This window comes from Candidatus Methylopumilus planktonicus (assembly GCF_006364715.1).
Classification (GTDB): Bacteria; Pseudomonadota; Gammaproteobacteria; order Burkholderiales; family Methylophilaceae; genus Methylopumilus; species Methylopumilus planktonicus_A.
On sequence record NZ_CP040984.1, the window covers coordinates 1 to 15,935 of the forward strand.

At 37.8% G+C, this 15,935-nt stretch carries 16 protein-coding genes; 6 read left to right on the forward strand and 10 right to left on the reverse strand.

Features of this window, described 5'->3' with window-relative positions:
- The 4 genes from dnaA (at nt 1) to FIT63_RS00020 (ending at nt 6,078) form a co-directional block, all read left to right on the forward strand.
- The gene (dnaA, locus tag FIT63_RS00005; protein ID WP_140006044.1) at nt 1-1,392 is read left to right on the forward strand and encodes a chromosomal replication initiator protein DnaA; all 1,392 of its coding nucleotides are present in this window, start codon (nt 1-3) and stop codon (nt 1,390-1,392) included.
- A gap of 229 nt (nt 1,393-1,621) precedes the next feature.
- On the forward strand, nt 1,622-2,722 hold the full coding sequence (gene dnaN, locus FIT63_RS00010; protein ID WP_140006045.1) for a DNA polymerase III subunit beta: 1,101 nt from the start codon (nt 1,622-1,624) through the stop codon (nt 2,720-2,722).
- Nucleotides 2,723-2,747: 25 nt separating this feature from the next.
- Nucleotides 2,748-5,165: a DNA topoisomerase (ATP-hydrolyzing) subunit B gene (gene gyrB / locus FIT63_RS00015; protein WP_140006046.1), complete on the forward strand. Its 2,418-nt coding sequence runs from the start codon at nt 2,748-2,750 to the stop codon at nt 5,163-5,165.
- Between the two features lie 13 nt (nt 5,166-5,178).
- Nucleotides 5,179-6,078 carry a LysR substrate-binding domain-containing protein gene (locus tag FIT63_RS00020; protein WP_140006047.1) on the forward strand — a complete coding sequence of 300 codons (900 nt, stop codon included), beginning with the start codon at nt 5,179-5,181 and terminating at the stop codon, nt 6,076-6,078.
- A gap of 43 nt (nt 6,079-6,121) precedes the next feature.
- Here the strand turns inward: FIT63_RS00020 and FIT63_RS00025 are convergent, their stop codons facing one another.
- From FIT63_RS00025 to dsbD, 7 genes are all read right to left on the reverse strand, one after another.
- Nucleotides 6,122-6,439, reverse strand: a complete 318-nt coding sequence (locus tag FIT63_RS00025) for a YgaP family membrane protein (RefSeq protein ID WP_140006048.1) — start codon at nt 6,437-6,439, stop codon at nt 6,122-6,124.
- A 51-nt stretch (nt 6,440-6,490) separates the two neighbouring features.
- Nucleotides 6,491-7,390 carry a 50S ribosomal protein L11 methyltransferase gene (gene prmA / locus FIT63_RS00030; RefSeq protein ID WP_140006049.1) on the reverse strand — a complete coding sequence of 300 codons (900 nt, stop codon included), beginning with the start codon at nt 7,388-7,390 and terminating at the stop codon, nt 6,491-6,493.
- The gene (gene accC / locus FIT63_RS00035; protein ID WP_140006050.1) at nt 7,391-8,740 is read right to left on the reverse strand and encodes an acetyl-CoA carboxylase biotin carboxylase subunit; all 1,350 of its coding nucleotides are present in this window, start codon (nt 8,738-8,740) and stop codon (nt 7,391-7,393) included.
- 8 nt (nt 8,741-8,748) lie between these two features.
- Nucleotides 8,749-9,219: an acetyl-CoA carboxylase biotin carboxyl carrier protein gene (accB, locus tag FIT63_RS00040; RefSeq protein WP_140006051.1), complete on the reverse strand. Its 471-nt coding sequence runs from the start codon at nt 9,217-9,219 to the stop codon at nt 8,749-8,751.
- A gap of 20 nt (nt 9,220-9,239) precedes the next feature.
- A complete protein-coding gene (gene aroQ / locus FIT63_RS00045) occupies nt 9,240-9,677 on the reverse strand; it encodes a type II 3-dehydroquinate dehydratase (protein ID WP_140006052.1) in 438 nt (145 codons plus the stop codon).
- Between the two features lie 85 nt (nt 9,678-9,762).
- Nucleotides 9,763-10,311: a TlpA family protein disulfide reductase gene (locus FIT63_RS00050; RefSeq protein ID WP_140006053.1), complete on the reverse strand. Its 549-nt coding sequence runs from the start codon at nt 10,309-10,311 to the stop codon at nt 9,763-9,765.
- Nucleotides 10,298-12,091, reverse strand: a complete 1,794-nt coding sequence (gene dsbD / locus FIT63_RS00055; RefSeq protein WP_140006054.1) for a protein-disulfide reductase DsbD — start codon at nt 12,089-12,091, stop codon at nt 10,298-10,300. Before dsbD ends, FIT63_RS00050 begins: the two co-directional genes overlap by 14 nt.
- 144 nt (nt 12,092-12,235) lie before the next feature.
- Between dsbD and FIT63_RS00060 the strand changes: the two genes are divergently transcribed.
- Nucleotides 12,236-12,631: an FxsA family protein gene (locus FIT63_RS00060; RefSeq protein WP_140006055.1), complete on the forward strand. Its 396-nt coding sequence runs from the start codon at nt 12,236-12,238 to the stop codon at nt 12,629-12,631.
- Complete coding sequence (locus tag FIT63_RS00065) at nt 12,631-13,653, forward strand: CDP-6-deoxy-delta-3,4-glucoseen reductase (RefSeq protein WP_140006056.1); 1,023 nt, start codon at nt 12,631-12,633, stop codon at nt 13,651-13,653. Before FIT63_RS00060 ends, FIT63_RS00065 begins: the two co-directional genes overlap by 1 nt.
- Before the next feature lie 55 nt (nt 13,654-13,708).
- On the opposite strand, the gene FIT63_RS00070 is transcribed toward FIT63_RS00065, so the two are convergent.
- The 3 genes from FIT63_RS00070 to hemC all read right to left on the reverse strand — a co-directional run bounded on the left by FIT63_RS00070 (nt 13,709) and on the right by hemC (nt 15,873).
- On the reverse strand, nt 13,709-13,903 hold the full coding sequence (locus FIT63_RS00070; protein WP_140006057.1) for a hypothetical protein: 195 nt from the start codon (nt 13,901-13,903) through the stop codon (nt 13,709-13,711).
- A 270-nt stretch (nt 13,904-14,173) separates the two neighbouring features.
- Nucleotides 14,174-14,947 carry a uroporphyrinogen-III synthase gene (locus FIT63_RS00075; RefSeq protein ID WP_140006058.1) on the reverse strand — a complete coding sequence of 258 codons (774 nt, stop codon included), beginning with the start codon at nt 14,945-14,947 and terminating at the stop codon, nt 14,174-14,176.
- The gene (gene hemC, locus FIT63_RS00080; protein WP_140006059.1) at nt 14,944-15,873 is read right to left on the reverse strand and encodes a hydroxymethylbilane synthase; all 930 of its coding nucleotides are present in this window, start codon (nt 15,871-15,873) and stop codon (nt 14,944-14,946) included. The genes FIT63_RS00075 and hemC overlap by 4 nt, the downstream gene beginning before the upstream one ends.
- Nucleotides 15,874-15,935: the final 62 nt, after the last annotated feature.

The following is a 15,935-nucleotide window of genomic DNA, read 5'->3' on the forward strand; positions in this document are numbered from 1 at the left end:
ATGGAAAATTTTTGGACTCACTGTCTCGAACGCTTTAAAAAAGAGCTCTCCGCTCAGCAATTTAATACCTGGATTAAGCCGCTTAGGTTCGAACACGACCAAAATAAAATTAAGATATTAGCCCCCAATAAGTTTGTGCAGCAGTGGGTAAAAGATCGCTTTGCACAAAAAATTGAATTGCTAGCCAAAGAACTGCTCCCCGATGTCACCAAAGTAGAATTTGCCATACGCGCGATTAAAGAATCCATATTGCCTAAAAAAGAGGCAGTTTTATCAAAGGCTTTAGCCATATCTCCACCAAACAACGTGGCCGAAGCACCTAGTCAAGAAACAATCAAAAAAAGTGCAGGCGGCACACTTAAAGAAGTCAAAGCATCTGGCCTCAACCCTCAATTTACATTTGAAAGCTTTGTGACTGGCAAAGCCAATCAATTAGCTTGCGCTGCAGCTATGCAGGTAGCTGAAAACCCAGGTAAAGCATATAACCCACTTTTTATATACGGCGGCGTGGGCTTAGGTAAGACTCACTTAATTCACGCAATTGGCAATCACCTAAAACAAATTCAGCCTGACGCAAAGATAAAGTATCTTCACGCCGAGCGCTACGTATCGGATGTAGTTAAAGCTTATGAAAATAAAGCTTTTGATGCTTTCAAAAAAAATTATCATTCATTAGATTTGCTCTTGATTGATGACATTCAATTTTTTTCTAAGAAAAATCGCACACAAGAAGAATTCTTTTATGCATTCAATGCGCTCATTGAAAATAAAAAACAAATTATTATTACCTGCGATAGCTATCCAAAAGAAATTGAAGGCGTTGATGAGCGCTTGAGAACTCGATTTAGTTGGGGGCTTACTGTAGCTATTGAACCGCCCGAGCTTGAAATGCGCGTAGCTATTCTTCTAAAAAAAGCCGAAGAAAATAAAATGAAAATCTCTGAAGAAGTTGCATTTTTCATTGCAAAACAAATTCGATCTAATGTACGTGAATTAGAAGGCGCACTAAATAGAATATTAGCAATGTCTAACTTTACAAAATCAGCTATTGATATTCATTTAGCTAAAGATGCACTGAAAGATTTAATTGCTGTGCGCGGACGACAAGTTAGCGTTGAGAATATCCAAAAAACAGTGGCAGAATATTTTAAAATTAAAATATCTGACATGTTAAGCAAGAAACGTTCACGCAATTATTCAAAACCAAGACAGCTTGCTATGGCTTTAACAAGAGAGCTCACTAATTTGAGCTTTCCTGAAATTGGTGAGGCTTATGGTGGCCGACACCATACAACTGTTATGCATGCATGTGAAGAGATTGAACAATTGCGTTTAAGTAATCAATCGGTTGCACAAGACTTAGGAATACTTAAACAAGTACTTAAGGGTTAATTAAACCCTGTGGAATGGCTGTGGATGAATTGTGGGTAAGTAGTGTTTTATTAAAACATGCACTTTTTGTCCACAATTCATCCACAGGAAATTACAATAGAAATGCATAGTTATTCACAAGATAACTATCTGTTTATATAAAGGTTTATAAGGTTATCCATAGAAAACCTCATCATTATTACTATTATTAGATTTATATATTAAAAAACATTAAATAAAGAAGAATGATATGAATATAAAAATTAATCGAGAGGCATTACTTAAACCCCTAGCTAATGTTGCAAGTATTGTAGAGCGTAAGCATGCACTTCCCATTCTTTCAAATATCTTAATTCAAGGAAAAGATGGTCAAGTACAACTCACTGCGACAGACTTAGAAATGCAAGTATCCTTAAGTTTTAAAGCAGACTTAAAAGAAGAGATTGCTACAACCATATCTGCAAGAAAATTTTTTGATATCACAAGATCATTACCTGACGATTGTGTAATTGATATTACAATTAAAGATAGTCGCGTTGCAGTGAAAGCTAATAAGAGTCGTTTCGCCATTCAAACATTACCTGCAAAAGATTATCCAGTTATGACAAAGGCCTCAAGCGAAGCTGTAGTTATTACAATCTCTCAAATTCAACTTAAACGTTTATTAAAGCAAGTTGAGTTTGCAATGGCACAACAAGACATTCGTTATTATTTAAATGGTTTGTTATTTGAAGTTAATGGCAATCAACTTAATATTGTAGGCACTGATGGACACCGCTTAAGTTTTACATCGATTCATTTAGATCAAAATTACAATAAAACAGAAGTGATTCTTCCCAGAAAAACAGTGATTGAATTAATTAAACTTCTTAACGAAACAGAAGAGTTAGTATCGGTTGAGCTTTATAAGGGCCAAGCCAGTTTTAATTTTAATGACATACAACTCATTTCTAAAGTTATTGATGGTAAGTTCCCAGATTACACACGCGTTATTCCTGAGGGACATAATAACCAATTCACAATTGATCGATCACAGTTTTTAACTTCTTTGCAGCGCGCATCGATTTTATCAAACGAAAAATATCGCGGCATCCGCTTGATGATTGCAGATAATAATTTAAAGTTGATTAGCACAAACACAGAGCAAGAAGAAGCAGAAGAGGAATTAGAAATCCAATACCAACAAGATCCTATTGATATTGGTTTTAATGTGACATACTTAATTGATGTACTTACAAACATTCAAGAAGATAAAGTCACACTCGCATTCTTGGATACGAACAGCAGCTGCTTATTTACAATACCGAACAACAACTACTACAAGTATGTAGTCATGCCAATGCGCATTTAGTCCAATTTAAGATAAAGAGAAACTCATGGCTCAAAAGATAGACAATCAAGAATACAACTCAGACAGCATTAAAATCTTAAAGGGATTAGATGCAGTAAGAAAAAGACCAGGCATGTATATTGGTGACACATCTGATGGAAGCGGACTCCACCACATGGTCTTCGAGGTACTTGATAATGCGATTGATGAGTCATTAGCCGGTCATTGCGACGACATTAAAATAATTATACATCCAGACAATTCCGTGAGCGTTTCAGATAATGGGCGCGGCATTCCAACAGACATTAAAGAAGACGACGAGTTTAAAAGGTCGGCAGCTGAAATTGTAATGACAGAATTACACGCTGGTGGAAAGTTTGATCAAAACTCTTATAAAGTATCTGGCGGGCTTCATGGTGTGGGCGTCTCTGTAGTAAACGCACTATCTGAATGGTTGCGCTTAAAAGTTTGTCGTAATGGTAAGGTGTATCAAATGGAATTTAAACGTGGCGAACGTGTGGCTGCGTTAGCTGAAATGGGCACCACGGATCGTCGCGGGACAGAAGTTCATTTCTACCCTTCAGCTGAAACATTTACTAATATAGATTTTCATTATGAAATCTTAGCTAAACGCATTCGCGAACTATCATTTCTTAATAATGGCGTCAAAATGGAATTGATAGATCAAAGAAATAACAAGTCAGAAAACTTCGCATATTCCGGTGGCGTTCAAGGTTTTGTGGAATACATGAATCGATCTAAATCCGTGCTTCATAAAAAACCATTTCATGCGATTGGTGAAAAAGAAGGCATCATCGTTGAAGTGTCGATGCAATGGAATGATTCATATGGGGAAAATGTTCAATGCTTTACAAATAACATTCCTCAAAGAGATGGGGGCACGCACTTAACAGGTCTTCGCACCGCGATGACAAGAACACTCAATAATTTTATTGAACAAAACGACCTCGCTAAAAAAGCAAAAGTAGAAACAACTGGTGACGACATGCGAGAAGGCCTCACTTGTATTCTTTCAGTGAAAGTGCCAGAACCTAAATTTTCTTCACAAACAAAAGATAAATTAGTTTCAAGCGAAGTACAGCCCGTAGTATCTGATGTGGTTGCTTCAAAGCTCGCTGACTTCTTGGCAGAAAACCCTGCGGACGCAAAAGTTATTTGCAATAAAATTATTGATGCAGCGCGCGCCAGAGAGGCAGCCCGTAAAGCACGAGATATGACAAGACGCAAAGGCGTTATGGATTCGATGGGCCTTCCAGGCAAATTGGCAGATTGCCAAGAAAAAGATCCATCGTTGTGCGAAATTTACTTGGTTGAGGGTGATTCTGCGGGAGGCTCAGCAAAGCAAGGCCGTGATCGAAAAAATCAAGCGATCCTACCTTTAAAAGGAAAAATTCTAAATGTGGAGAAAGCGCGTTTTGATAAATTATTATCTTCACAAGAAATTGCAACTTTAATTACTGCCTTAGGGACTGGAATTGGCAAGGATGATTTTAATGTTGAAAAGCTCCGCTACCATCGCATTATTATTATGACTGATGCTGACGTTGACGGCGCCCATATTCGTACTCTGCTATTAACATTCTTTTATCGTCAAATGCCGGAGCTTGTAGAGCGAGGACATATTTATATAGCACAGCCCCCTCTTTTTAAAGTGAAACAAGGTAAGCACGAGCAATATCTCAAAGACGAACAAGAGCTTGATCAATACTTACTTGAATCAGCCATTAAAGATGCAACCTTGCTTACTAAAAAAGGTGGTAGTAGTCTTACTGGCGATTCGTTAGGGGAAATTGCAAGACAAATGGTATTAACTGAAGCGGTCATTCGTCGTATTGCACCTCATTATGACGAAGCGGTATTGCGCGCAATTCTTCATGTAGGCGCTATAGACTTAACAAGCGAGACTAAGGTTGAAAACGTTGCAAAAGCGATAAGAGAGCGTCTCATTAATAAGAGCACAGAAAAATCAGAAGTGATTGTGTCGCTTGATGAAGAAACTAAAACTTATAAGCTAGCCGTTCATAAATTTGTTCATGGCAATTTAGAAAGCTGTGTTATTGACGCATTATTCTTGTCGAGTGGCGATTACCAACAAATATTAAAAACATCACAAATGCTAGACGGTCTTGTAGGCACGGGTGCTGAAATTCAGCGCGGAGAAAAATCAGAATCTGTTTCTAATTTTAAAGAAGCACTTGACTGGTTGTTGGGAGAAGCAAAACACAATTTAAATATACAGCGCTATAAAGGTTTGGGTGAAATGAATCCAGAACAGCTTTGGGAAACAACGATGGATCCTAGCGTGCGCCGATTACTTAAAGTACAAATTGATGATGCTATTTCAGCTGATGAAATATTCTCAACGCTCATGGGAGACCAGGTAGAGCCGAGACGTGCATTTATTGAAAATAATGCATTAGGAGCAAGCAATCTCGATATTTAGTTTTGATTAATTTATGACGCTAAGCGAATTAAGATTTGTGGTGGCCGTGGCTAAAGAGAAAAATTTTCGACGTGCCGCAAATAAATGTTTTGTGAGTCAGCCCGCTTTAAGTTTAGCAATTAAAAAACTAGAAGAAGAACTGAATGTTTCTTTATTCGAGAGAAATCGCACCGAAGTTACTATTACTGAAATTGGCGAAAAAATTGTTGAGCAAGCCAATATTATTCTAGAGCAAGTTGAAAAGATAAAATTATTTGCCAGATCTGGCGGTGACCCCTTAGACGGACTAATTAAAGTTGGCATGATTCATTCAGTCGGCCCTTACTTGTTGCCACAAATTATTCCTATTTTGAGAAAAATCGCTCCAAAAATGCCGCTAGAGGTTGAGGAAAATATTACCGCGAGTCTCGAGCTACAATTGAAAAATGGACAAATTGACGCAGCGATTGTGGCATTGCCATTTAATATTCCAGGTGTGCATGTTCTGCCGCTTTATAAAGAAGAATTTGTTGTGGCTGTTCCGAATAACCATCCTTGGGCAACACGTAAAAATATTCATCCAAAAGAATTAAGCGACGAAAAAGTATTACTTTTAAATAGTGGACATTGCTTTAGTTTGCAAGTGATTGACTCATGCCCAGATTTATCTAAAAAAGGTGAGGTGCTCCAAGGTAATTCACTTGAAACGATTCGTAATATGGTGGCATCGAACTTAGGGATTACTGTGTTGCCAAAAAGTGCAACATCAGATCGCTATCAAAACCATTTAATAAAAGTAATTCCTTTTATTAAGCCTGTTCCTTCGAGAACGATTGCAATTGCTTATCGAAAAAGTTTTGTACGAATGAACGCAGTAGAAAAAATCTCAGAGGCAGTACGATTGATTAAAACAGATACGATTGAAATGATATAAGAAGCGTTATTTATAGGTAACGCTTCTTAATATGGATAAGCGATTAACGAGCCGCGCGTCTTCTTTTTGGAGCCGCTTTACGTTTAGCTGGTTTTTTTGCAGCAACTTTACGAGCTGGTTTACGTCTAGCAGCTGGTTTTTTTGCAGCAGGTGATCTTGCGGGAGCTTTCTTAGAACCAAGACCTAAAACAGATTTGATTGGACATGAAGCTAAAACACCAGTGCCTAATAACACAACACCAACGACTTCATCAACAATACCATATTCAAAAACAGAGTAACCACCAATTGCTTGACCTAATATAGCAGCGCCAAGAGCAATACGAACTACTCTTTCTAAACCTTTAACATTCGTTTTCATTTACTATCCTTTTTATTAAGAGGAGTTTGCATCATAAACGAATTAAAAAATTTAGGAAATACTTTTTTTAGTGCCTGACAGCAAAATCCAGCCTTCGCGCTCAATAGGTTTGTTTAAATTAAACCATGCGCTATATATTTCAGTCAGCATCTCGATTTGTTCTTTCAATATGCCAGATAATGCAATTTTTCCATGAGGCTTACAAGCCTTTGCTATGAGTGGTGCCAGGACGGACAGCGCGCTTGATAAAATATTTGCAACCACTATATCGGCATCAAAAGTGAGTGGTAATTCCGAATTATAAAACTGAACATCGACATGATTTTCTTTTGCATTATGTATGCTTGCAATAATGGCTTGTGGATCAATATCAACACCTATTACTTCTGTTGCACCACATTTTTTTGCTGCAATAGACAAAATACCTGACCCACATCCGTAATCTAAAACGCGATCATTAATATTCACTTCTTTAATAAGCCACTCTAAACATAAATGTGTTGTAGGGTGACTTCCTGTCCCAAATGCTAGTCCAGGGTCTAAAATAATATTGATGGCATCAGGATTGGGTGAAGTATGCCAGCTTGGAACGATCCAAAGCCTGTCAAAAATGTTGATGGGTTCAAATTGTGATTGAGTCAAAGCAACCCAATTTTGTTCTTCGACAGAATCAAGCGTGTAATCAATATGAGATAACCCGGTAATAGTTTTCAGTTCATTGATGATGGTGTCGATAGATACGGTCGACTCAAAAAGAGATTCAACTGTATTGTGTTGCCATATTGTATTGCTTGGAATATTGGGCTCACCAAAAAGCGCTTCTTCATTTTCGCTATTAAGATAAGAGTCTTCGATAGCGCAGGAAAGTGCGCCGAGCTCGATTAAAGCATCACTCATGATATGTGCATAGTCTGCACTTGCTCGGATTTTAAGATTAATCCAAGCGGCCATTTATTTTTTTTGTATGCCGAGTTTTTTTTCTAAATAATGAATGCTGACACCACCATTATTAAATGCAAGATCAGCCATGAGGTCTTTGTGTAATGGAATATTTGTTTTAATGCCTTCGACTACCATTTCAGATAAAGCAACGCGCATTCGCGCAATAGCTTGATCGCGTGTATCGCCATAAGTAATTAACTTACCAATCATGGAGTCATAATTCGAAGGGACGGTGTAACCAGCGTAGGTATGAGTATCTACTCGAACGCCCGGGCCTCCAGGCATATGAAATGTAGTGACTTTTCCAGGCGACGGTAAAAAGGTATAAGGATCTTCCGCATTAATTCGACATTCAATTGCATGCCCTTTAAAGATAATATCTTTTTGTTTAAAAGGTAATTTTTCACCGCAAGCAATCTTGATTTGTTGTTGAACAATATCAATACCAGTTATAAATTCTGTAACCGGATGTTCAACTTGTAATCGTGTGTTCATTTCAATGAAATAAAATTCATTGTTTTCATATAAGAACTCGAAAGTACCAGCACCTCGATAATTAATTTTCCGGCATGCTTCCGCGCAACGCTCACCAATTTTTTCACGAATTTTTTGTGATAAACCAGGTGCCGGCGCTTCCTCAATAATTTTTTGATGACGACGCTGAAGTGAGCAATCGCGCTCACCGAGATATACAGCATTACCATGCTCATCAGAAAGTATCTGAAATTCAACATGGCGAGGTTTTTCTAAATACTTTTCCATATATACAACGGGGTTGCCAAAAGCGGATTGTGCTTCCTGTTTGGTCATATTGACTGAAGTAATTAAAGCAGCCTCAGTGTGGACTACGCGCATGCCTCTCCCACCACCACCTCCAGCAGCCTTAATAATAATGGGGTAACCAATTTTTTTAGCAATGGCAATGATTTCTTTGGGCTCATCAGGAAGCGCACCTTCAGATCCGGGAACACAAGGTACCCCCGCTTCTTTCATGGCGTGTTTTGCGCTAACTTTGTCGCCCATGAGGCGAATCGTTTCTGGACGGGGGCCTATAAATACAAAACCACTCTGTTGAACGCGCTCAGCAAAGTCTGCATTCTCAGACAAAAAGCCATATCCGGGGTGAATGGCCTCTGAATCAGTAACTTCCGCAGCGCTAATGACAGCTGGGATATTTAAATAACTTTGTGTGGAAGGCGCCGGGCCAATACATACTGACTCATCAGACAATTTGACGTATTTTGCATCTCGGTCTGCTTCGGAATGAATAGTAACTGTTTTGATGCCAAGCTCGCGACATGCGCGCAAAATTCTAAGTGCTATTTCGCCACGATTGGCGATCAGTATTTTTTCAAACATAAAATAAGTTAGCCAATAATAAAGAGAGTTTCACCGTATTCAACGGGCTGGCCACTTTCAACCAAGATCTTCTTAATCGTGCCAGTAGCGTCAGCTTCAATTTCATTCAGTAATTTCATGGCTTCAATAATACAAAGAGTGTCACCTTTAGTGACTTTGGAGCCTACATCGACAAAAGGTTTGGCATCAGGCGAAGGTGAACGATAGAAGGTTCCCACCATAGGAGAATTTACTGCATGGCCATCTATTTTTTCTGCAATAGGCTTAGTTTCTGAAGTTACCCCCCCGTCTGACGGAGCAGCCATTTGAGGCTGATGCCCCATTTGCTGAGGTGCTTGTATATAGTGAGTCATAGGCGCAGCTTGATTCATAAGTTGCCGGCTGATTTTTACTTTTTCTTCACCTTCGGTGAGTTCAAGTTCGGCGATACCAGACTCTTCTACTAAATCGATTAATTTTTTAAGTTTGCGTAAATCCATAATGACCTCTTTTTAAAACTTCAAGCGTTAATTGCAAAATTAAGGGCTGCTATGTAACCATCCGCACCTAGGCCGCTAATCACCGCGACTGCGATATCAGAAAAATAGGAGTGATGCCTAAAAGGCTCCCTTGCATATACATTTGATAAATGAACTTCAATAAATGGCACTTTGACGGCCGAGAGCGCGTCACGCATTGCAACAGATGTGTGGGTATAAGCTGCCGGATTAATAATTAGGAAATCAATTTTGTCATTACTAAGCGACTGGATTTTGTTTACCAAGTCTCCTTCACTATTGCTTTGCATGGTTTCAAGCTTAATAGACTTCGCTGATGCTATGGTTTTTAAAGCTTGATCGATGTCTTCTAGGGTCTGTTTACCATAGTGCTGTGGCTCACGCTCACCAAGAAGGTTTAGGTTAGGCCCGTGCAAAACTAAGATTGATTTTGTTGCCATGTGGTACGTTTTTCTTGAATCTATGGAAGTTAATTTTGCCGAAAATAACGTTTTTTGTCTACAAATTAGACGAAATTAAGGAAAATTAAAGGCTTTTAGAGGGTTGCAATAAAGGCTTGAGTATGGCATCCAATTGGTCTTTATGTACGCGACCGAGAATCGTTTTTTGGATGTTACCGTCTGAACTGATGATTACAGTATAAGGCAAAATACCCTCATTGTTCCCTAAATTTTTACTCAAAATCACCCCCTTATCTTCATCTACAAATATAGGGTACGCTACCTTTGTTTTTTTAAGATAAGATTTCACGGCCTTTTCCTCATCAATCGCAATGCCAACTACTACAAGGTTTTTAGATTTATTCTCAGCATAGACTTGGGATAATTCAGGCATTTCTTCACGACAAGGCTCGCACCAAGTTGCCCAAAAATTAAGCACAATAGTTTTATCCTGAAATTGTTTGAGGCTTTGAGGCTTGCCCTCAGGGTCATTAATTATGGATGAATATAGGGGGGCAGTCGAAGGAGCGTTTTTCTCAGACGGCATTAAAAAAATGCGAGAAAAAGAAAAACCTAAAAAAATAATAGCAACCAAATAGATGGCTAAATGAAGCTTGGTTTTATTGATTTTCATGTTGGAGCGTTTTAAGGTGGTCTAGCATTTGAGATGCGTTCTTATAACCTACAATTCTATAAGTACGTATTTCGCTATGCTGCTTATCAAAAAATAAGATGGCTGGCGGCCCGTAAAGATTGAAATGTTTTAAGAGGGCTTTATGGTTAGCATTATTTTTAGTGACGTCAACTTGAAGCAAGCTATATTCTTTGAGACGCTCTTTGACTTTTGAATTACTAAAAGTAAGTTTTTCGTATTCTTTACAAGATACACACCAGTCCGCATAAAAATCGAGCATGATCATTTTGTTATCGTGCTGATTAAGTTCGCGAGATAAATCATCGAGACTTTGAATTTGCTTAAAAGGTAAAACAGAAACGTGATTAGGCTTTGAAATGTTAGAAACATTTTCATTATCAGTGACATTTATTTTTTGAAGAGTTAGGCCAAAAAGTAAAATGGAAGCAATGAGCGTTACAAAAGCTAACACATGAACCCAAGACATCGCTTTATATTTGAAGCGACGAGCTGCAAAAAATAAATATATAGAGAGTGCGAGTAATAAAGCACTGTAAGCAATCTGATCAAAATGTTCAGGGAATAGTGGACTCATAATAAAAAGGCCCATGGCAATTAAGATAAAGCCAATCAGCTCTTTAACAATAATCATCCAATGGCCGCGCTTTGGTAGCCATTGATCAGAAAAAATACCAATGAGAAGAAGCGGTATGCTCATGCCAATAGAAAGTGTAAATAAAGCTAAGCCACCTAAGATAAAATCTTGTGATTGATTGATATAAATGATTGCTCCTGCAAGGGGAGGCGCGATGCAAGGACTTAATACAAGAGATGAAATCATACCGATAATAAAAACATTAAGATATCTACCCCCCTCTACGCGAAGGATAGATGTTGCAATGAAATTTTCAACGAAGTGAGGTAATTTGAGAGCATATAAATCAAACATAGAAAGAGCTAAAAGAATAAAAACAATGCCGAGGATAATCATGAGCAAGGGACTTTGAATGCTTGACGTAATTAAATTACCTGATAATCCTGCAAAAATACCTATCAAGGTGTAAGTAAAAGAAACGCCACCCACATAACTCAAGGACAGAAAAAAATCTTTTAAGCGTGTTTGATGAGAGGGGCGCTTATGTGATGCAAAAATAATACTTGATAAAATAGGAATCATGGGAAGCACACAGGGCGTTAAAGAAAGCAAAAGCCCTGCAAAAAAGAATCCCAATAAGATAAGACCAATGTGTTGTGACTGAAGTAAAAATTGCATCGTATCAACTTCAGAATTAGAGCTGACCGCGTTTAAGTTTTTATTTTGAATGTTATCGAATTTAAATGTTTTTGTAATAGGAGCATAACAAAGACCTTTTTGGCTGCATCCTTGATAAGTCAGATTTATCTCTTTTGGTGGATGAGTTGGGTCATATGGAATAGATATATCCAGAGTGTCATGATAAATTTCTGTTTTTCCGAAATGTGGGTCTGTTTTAATTTCAGCTGTCGGCAAAAGCATTTGTTTTTGAACAATATGATCAAATTCAACTCTCAATTTATAACGATAAAGGTAATAGTCTTTAGCAATAAAGAAGGCCGCCTCGATAGATTGAGGATTTTTCTTAATTGTTAATTGAAAGGCTTCGTCAGGCGGTAAGAATGCATTTTTATCTTTTAAGAATAAAGAGTCATTAGCATTTGCGCTATTGATGAGTAAGCCGATAAAAAATAAACCAAATAAGATTGTTATTTTTTTTGATAAAGAAAAAATACGGCTAAACATGAATAACGGCCTTTGATTAATAAGAAATAAGTAGGTTGGAGTTAATTTGTCACAAAATCGTTCCTTAAGTATTATTCAAAAAAGCTCTTAAGCACAACGATCATTTATTACATATAATTCTAACTAGATTCATAGAATAACCCAATGCGATTACTTTTTACTATTCTTTTATTGTCCTTCCCAGTCATTGAGATATGGGGTATTTTTAAACTAAGCGCCCTTTATGGGTGGTGGTTTTTTCTCTATATGGTTTTAGTCAGTTATCTTGGTTGGCGATTAATTAAAGAAGAAAAACAATTAGTTTTTGCAAAGTTTATGGGAGCAATGAGCCAAGGTGGTAACCCAATTAAAGTCATGATTGGAAGTGCTCGTAATCTATTTGTAGGTCTCTTATTTATTATTCCCGGCGTAATTACAGATCTCTTTGCAGTCATATTGTTGCTTATTCCTATTAAAAATAACGCTTCTCAAGATATTAATCCTTCAGAAGAAGATGTGATCGAAGGTGAGTATCGTCGCGATGATGAGCTTTTAAAATAATGAGTTACACCATAAAACTTTTACCAAGTGGCCATGTCTTTCAAGCTAAAGGAAGTCAAACCATTGTAGAGGCCGCTATAGATGCAGGTGTTCATCTACCTTATGGTTGTCGTAATGGAGCATGCGGCGCATGCAAAGGTAAAGTGGTTGAAGGAAAAGTACATTTAGAAGATTATCAATCATCAGTTATTTCAGAAGATGAAATTAAAAATGGCATGACATTATTTTGTAGAGCCATCGCTTTAGAAAATTTAACCATCGAAATAAAGGAATTAGCGATTACTAATAATATTAGACCTAAAATTTTTCCGGTACGTGTTGAATCATTAGAGGCTCTTACGCATGATGTGATGCTTATGAAGTTAAAGCTACCGAGTACAGATAAGCTTCAATTTGTGGCGGGCCAATATTTAGAATTTTTACTCAAAGATGGAAAAAGACGCGCTTTTTCTATTGCGAGTCCTTCTCACGAGTCTTCCTTGCTTGAAATTCACCTAAGACTGATTCCAGGTGGCGAATTTACAGAATATGTATTTAAAGAAATGAAAGAAAAATCTATTCTTCGTGTAGAAGGACCTTTCGGGAATTTTTACTTACGCGAAGATTCTAAAAAAACTATTATTTTTGTAGCTGGCGGAACGGGCTTTGCACCGATTAAGGGCATGATCGAAGAGTCTATTCAAAAAGGCATGCAGAGACCTATCAAGCTTTATCGTGGTGCTCGCGTACTGGAAGATTTATATATGGATTCATTATGCAAAAAATGGGCAAATGAATTTTCGCATATTGAATACATTCCTGTATTGTCTGAATCGCTTCAAGAAGATGCTTGGCATGGGCGCAATGGATTAGTGCATGAAGCTGTATTAAAGGATTTTGTAAATTTTAATGACTACCAATTGTATTGTTGTGGCGCTCCTCAGATGGTAGAAGTTGCACATAAGGCATTTATTAAAGCAGGGCTACCGGAGGATGAGTTTTATTCGGATGCTTTTACGTTTGCAGCGCCCGTAAAAAAATAAACAGGCATAAAAAAAGGCGCTAAAAGCGCCTTTTTCTTCAGTACTGATAAGCAAATTACTTAGCAGCTTTAGCATCAGCAGCTGGTTTAGCAGCTTTAGCATCAGCAGCTGGAGCAGCTTTAGCATCAGCAGCTGGTTTAGCAGCTGGAGCAGCTTTAGCATCAGCAGCTGGTTTAGCAGCGTCAGCAGCAAATGCATTTAATGAAAGCGCGAATAAACCTGCAACTAATGAAGCGAATAACTTTGACATGTAATTTCCTTAAATATTAAATTAAATAAAATGTGTATCAAACTGTAACAATCGTGACACACATGAATCGTGCATAAATCACGATTTGCGCGAATTATACATGAGCTATAATTTTTATCTACCAAAAGTATAACTCAGTAATAGTGACTTAACTTTTCAGGAAAAGTTCCTTGAAGCCGAAAGGACTTGCGAATTAAGTAATGTTTAATTAAAACGACTTTGTAATAGTGAAAAAACAAAATCTTAAAAGAGCACGCGAGAAATCTAAAATTAGTGATCGATTGTCTCTAAGAGCTTTTTCATCATAGATTGATCAGAAGGCTCGTCCGATGAAAAAGTCATAAAAGACTCCCTCTCAAGAACATTTACCATTCTCGGATGATTGACTATAAAAAGTACGTCCTTTAAAAAACTCATATCTTTTAAGCGATTTAAACGAATAAACTCCTTACATGCCTCAGAGCTTGTAATAAGAATTGCTGAAATATGAATTTTTTCAGAGAAAGTTTTAAGTAAATCTAAATTAGTTTGCGGAAACGTGCGAGTATAACATTCTGCGTAAGTAACTTCAGCGCCACGCGCTCTTAATGTTTCAGCTAAAGTTTCTCGGCCACCCTCGCCTCTGAAGATCACAATTTTTTTATTCTTAATATCATTCATTTCTTCGGTAGCGAGTAAACCTTCGCTATCGAAGTTTTCATCTGGTATGAGTACATGATTTACATCAAATAATTTCAATGCTTTTTGAGTGGAGGGGCCAATAGCTGCAAACTTTGTTGATTCGGGTAATGTATGAAAAGCATGTTTGACTGCTGGCATACCAAACTGCACCGCATTAGAACTAATAAAAATAGCCCAATCATAATCATTCAATTTTAAAACGATATTTTGGAAAGTTTCGTTTTGACTTTTTGATTGAATTTCAAGCAAAGGAAATTCGATAGGATGCCCTTGATGATCATTGACCAAGGCTTTGATCTCTCCAGTTTGATGAGAAGGCCGAGTAATGACAATACCGGTTTGATGGAGTTCTTTTTTACTCATATAACAAGACTCGCTAAAATTTTATCGGCACCCTGATCAAGAAGTTGCTTCGCAAGCTTTTCGCCAAGCTTTTCAGCATCTTCAATAGAACCTTCAATTCTATCTTTAATCATTTCTTTTCCATCTATGGAAGCTACAAAACCTTGAAGCTTGAGTATTTTATTTTCAATAATTGCGTAGGCGCCTAAGGGCACGTTGCAACTGCCACCTAAAGTTCTACTCATAGCTCTCTCTGCTAAAACGCAGTAAGCCGACTCTTGATGATGCAGAGGTTTTAATAGTTCAACAAGATCCGAACGCACTTTTAATATCTCAATAGCAAGTGCGCCTTGCCCAACAGCAGGAATTGAATTCTCAGGGGACATGTACTGTCGAATACGTGTTTTTAATTTAAGTCGAATGAGTCCCGCCGCGGCTAATATAATGCCGTGATATTGTTTTTTATCGAGTTTTCTTAAGCGTGTTTGGAGATTGCCTCGTAATGGCTCAATTACAAGCTCAGGGAACCGCCGTTGTAACTGGCTTTGTCGGCGAAGACTTGAGGTGCCTACAATACTTCCCGGTGGCAACATTTCGAGCGCCCCAAAATCATTAGAAATAAATGCATCTCTTGCATCTTCTCGCTTGCCAATCGCAGCAATCATAAACTCTTCACTCAAATGCATGGGTAAGTCTTTAAGTGAGTGCACCGCAATATCAGCTTCTTTATTTTGTAATGCGACTTCTAGTTCTTTGATGAAAAGACCTTTGCCACCAATTTTAGAGAGAGATTTATTAAGTGTTTTATCACCTTGAGTCGTCATGCCAAGAATAGTGACTTCTAATCTTGGATATAAAGATACAAGTTCCGATTTGATATATTCGGCTTGCCATATTGCAAGCTCACTTTCGCGTGTTGCGATGGTTATGTGTGTAGGATGGGTCATATTTGAATTTAAAACGAATGTGTCATTTTATCATAAGCTAGGCCATTGAAAATTTAGAAAAT

Excerpts from the sequence above, each read along its gene's own strand:
- dsbD (WP_140006054.1), bottom strand. The coding sequence starts at position 12,091 with ATGTTTAGCCGTATTTTTTCTTTATCAAAAAAAATAACAATCTTATTT.
- accC (WP_140006050.1), bottom strand. The coding sequence starts at position 8,740 with ATGTTTGAAAAAATACTGATCGCCAATCGTGGCGAAATAGCACTTAGA.
- dnaN (WP_140006045.1), top strand. The coding sequence starts at position 1,622 with ATGAATATAAAAATTAATCGAGAGGCATTACTTAAACCCCTAGCTAAT.
- FIT63_RS00050 (WP_140006053.1), bottom strand. The coding sequence starts at position 10,311 with ATGAAAATCAATAAAACCAAGCTTCATTTAGCCATCTATTTGGTTGCT.
- FIT63_RS00060 (WP_140006055.1), top strand. The coding sequence starts at position 12,236 with ATGCGATTACTTTTTACTATTCTTTTATTGTCCTTCCCAGTCATTGAG.
- FIT63_RS00075 (WP_140006058.1), bottom strand. The coding sequence starts at position 14,947 with ATGAGTAAAAAAGAACTCCATCAAACCGGTATTGTCATTACTCGGCCT.
- FIT63_RS00065 (WP_140006056.1), top strand. The coding sequence starts at position 12,631 with ATGAGTTACACCATAAAACTTTTACCAAGTGGCCATGTCTTTCAAGCT.
- FIT63_RS00025 (WP_140006048.1), bottom strand. The coding sequence starts at position 6,439 with ATGAAAACGAATGTTAAAGGTTTAGAAAGAGTAGTTCGTATTGCTCTT.
- hemC (WP_140006059.1), bottom strand. The coding sequence starts at position 15,873 with ATGACCCATCCTACACACATAACCATCGCAACACGCGAAAGTGAGCTT.
- aroQ (WP_140006052.1), bottom strand. The coding sequence starts at position 9,677 with ATGGCAACAAAATCAATCTTAGTTTTGCACGGGCCTAACCTAAACCTT.
- FIT63_RS00070 (WP_140006057.1), bottom strand. The coding sequence starts at position 13,903 with ATGTCAAAGTTATTCGCTTCATTAGTTGCAGGTTTATTCGCGCTTTCA.
- accB (WP_140006051.1), bottom strand. The coding sequence starts at position 9,219 with ATGGATTTACGCAAACTTAAAAAATTAATCGATTTAGTAGAAGAGTCT.
- gyrB (WP_140006046.1), top strand. The coding sequence starts at position 2,748 with ATGGCTCAAAAGATAGACAATCAAGAATACAACTCAGACAGCATTAAA.
- prmA (WP_140006049.1), bottom strand. The coding sequence starts at position 7,390 with ATGGCCGCTTGGATTAATCTTAAAATCCGAGCAAGTGCAGACTATGCA.
- dnaA (WP_140006044.1), top strand. The coding sequence starts at position 1 with ATGGAAAATTTTTGGACTCACTGTCTCGAACGCTTTAAAAAAGAGCTC.
- FIT63_RS00020 (WP_140006047.1), top strand. The coding sequence starts at position 5,179 with ATGACGCTAAGCGAATTAAGATTTGTGGTGGCCGTGGCTAAAGAGAAA.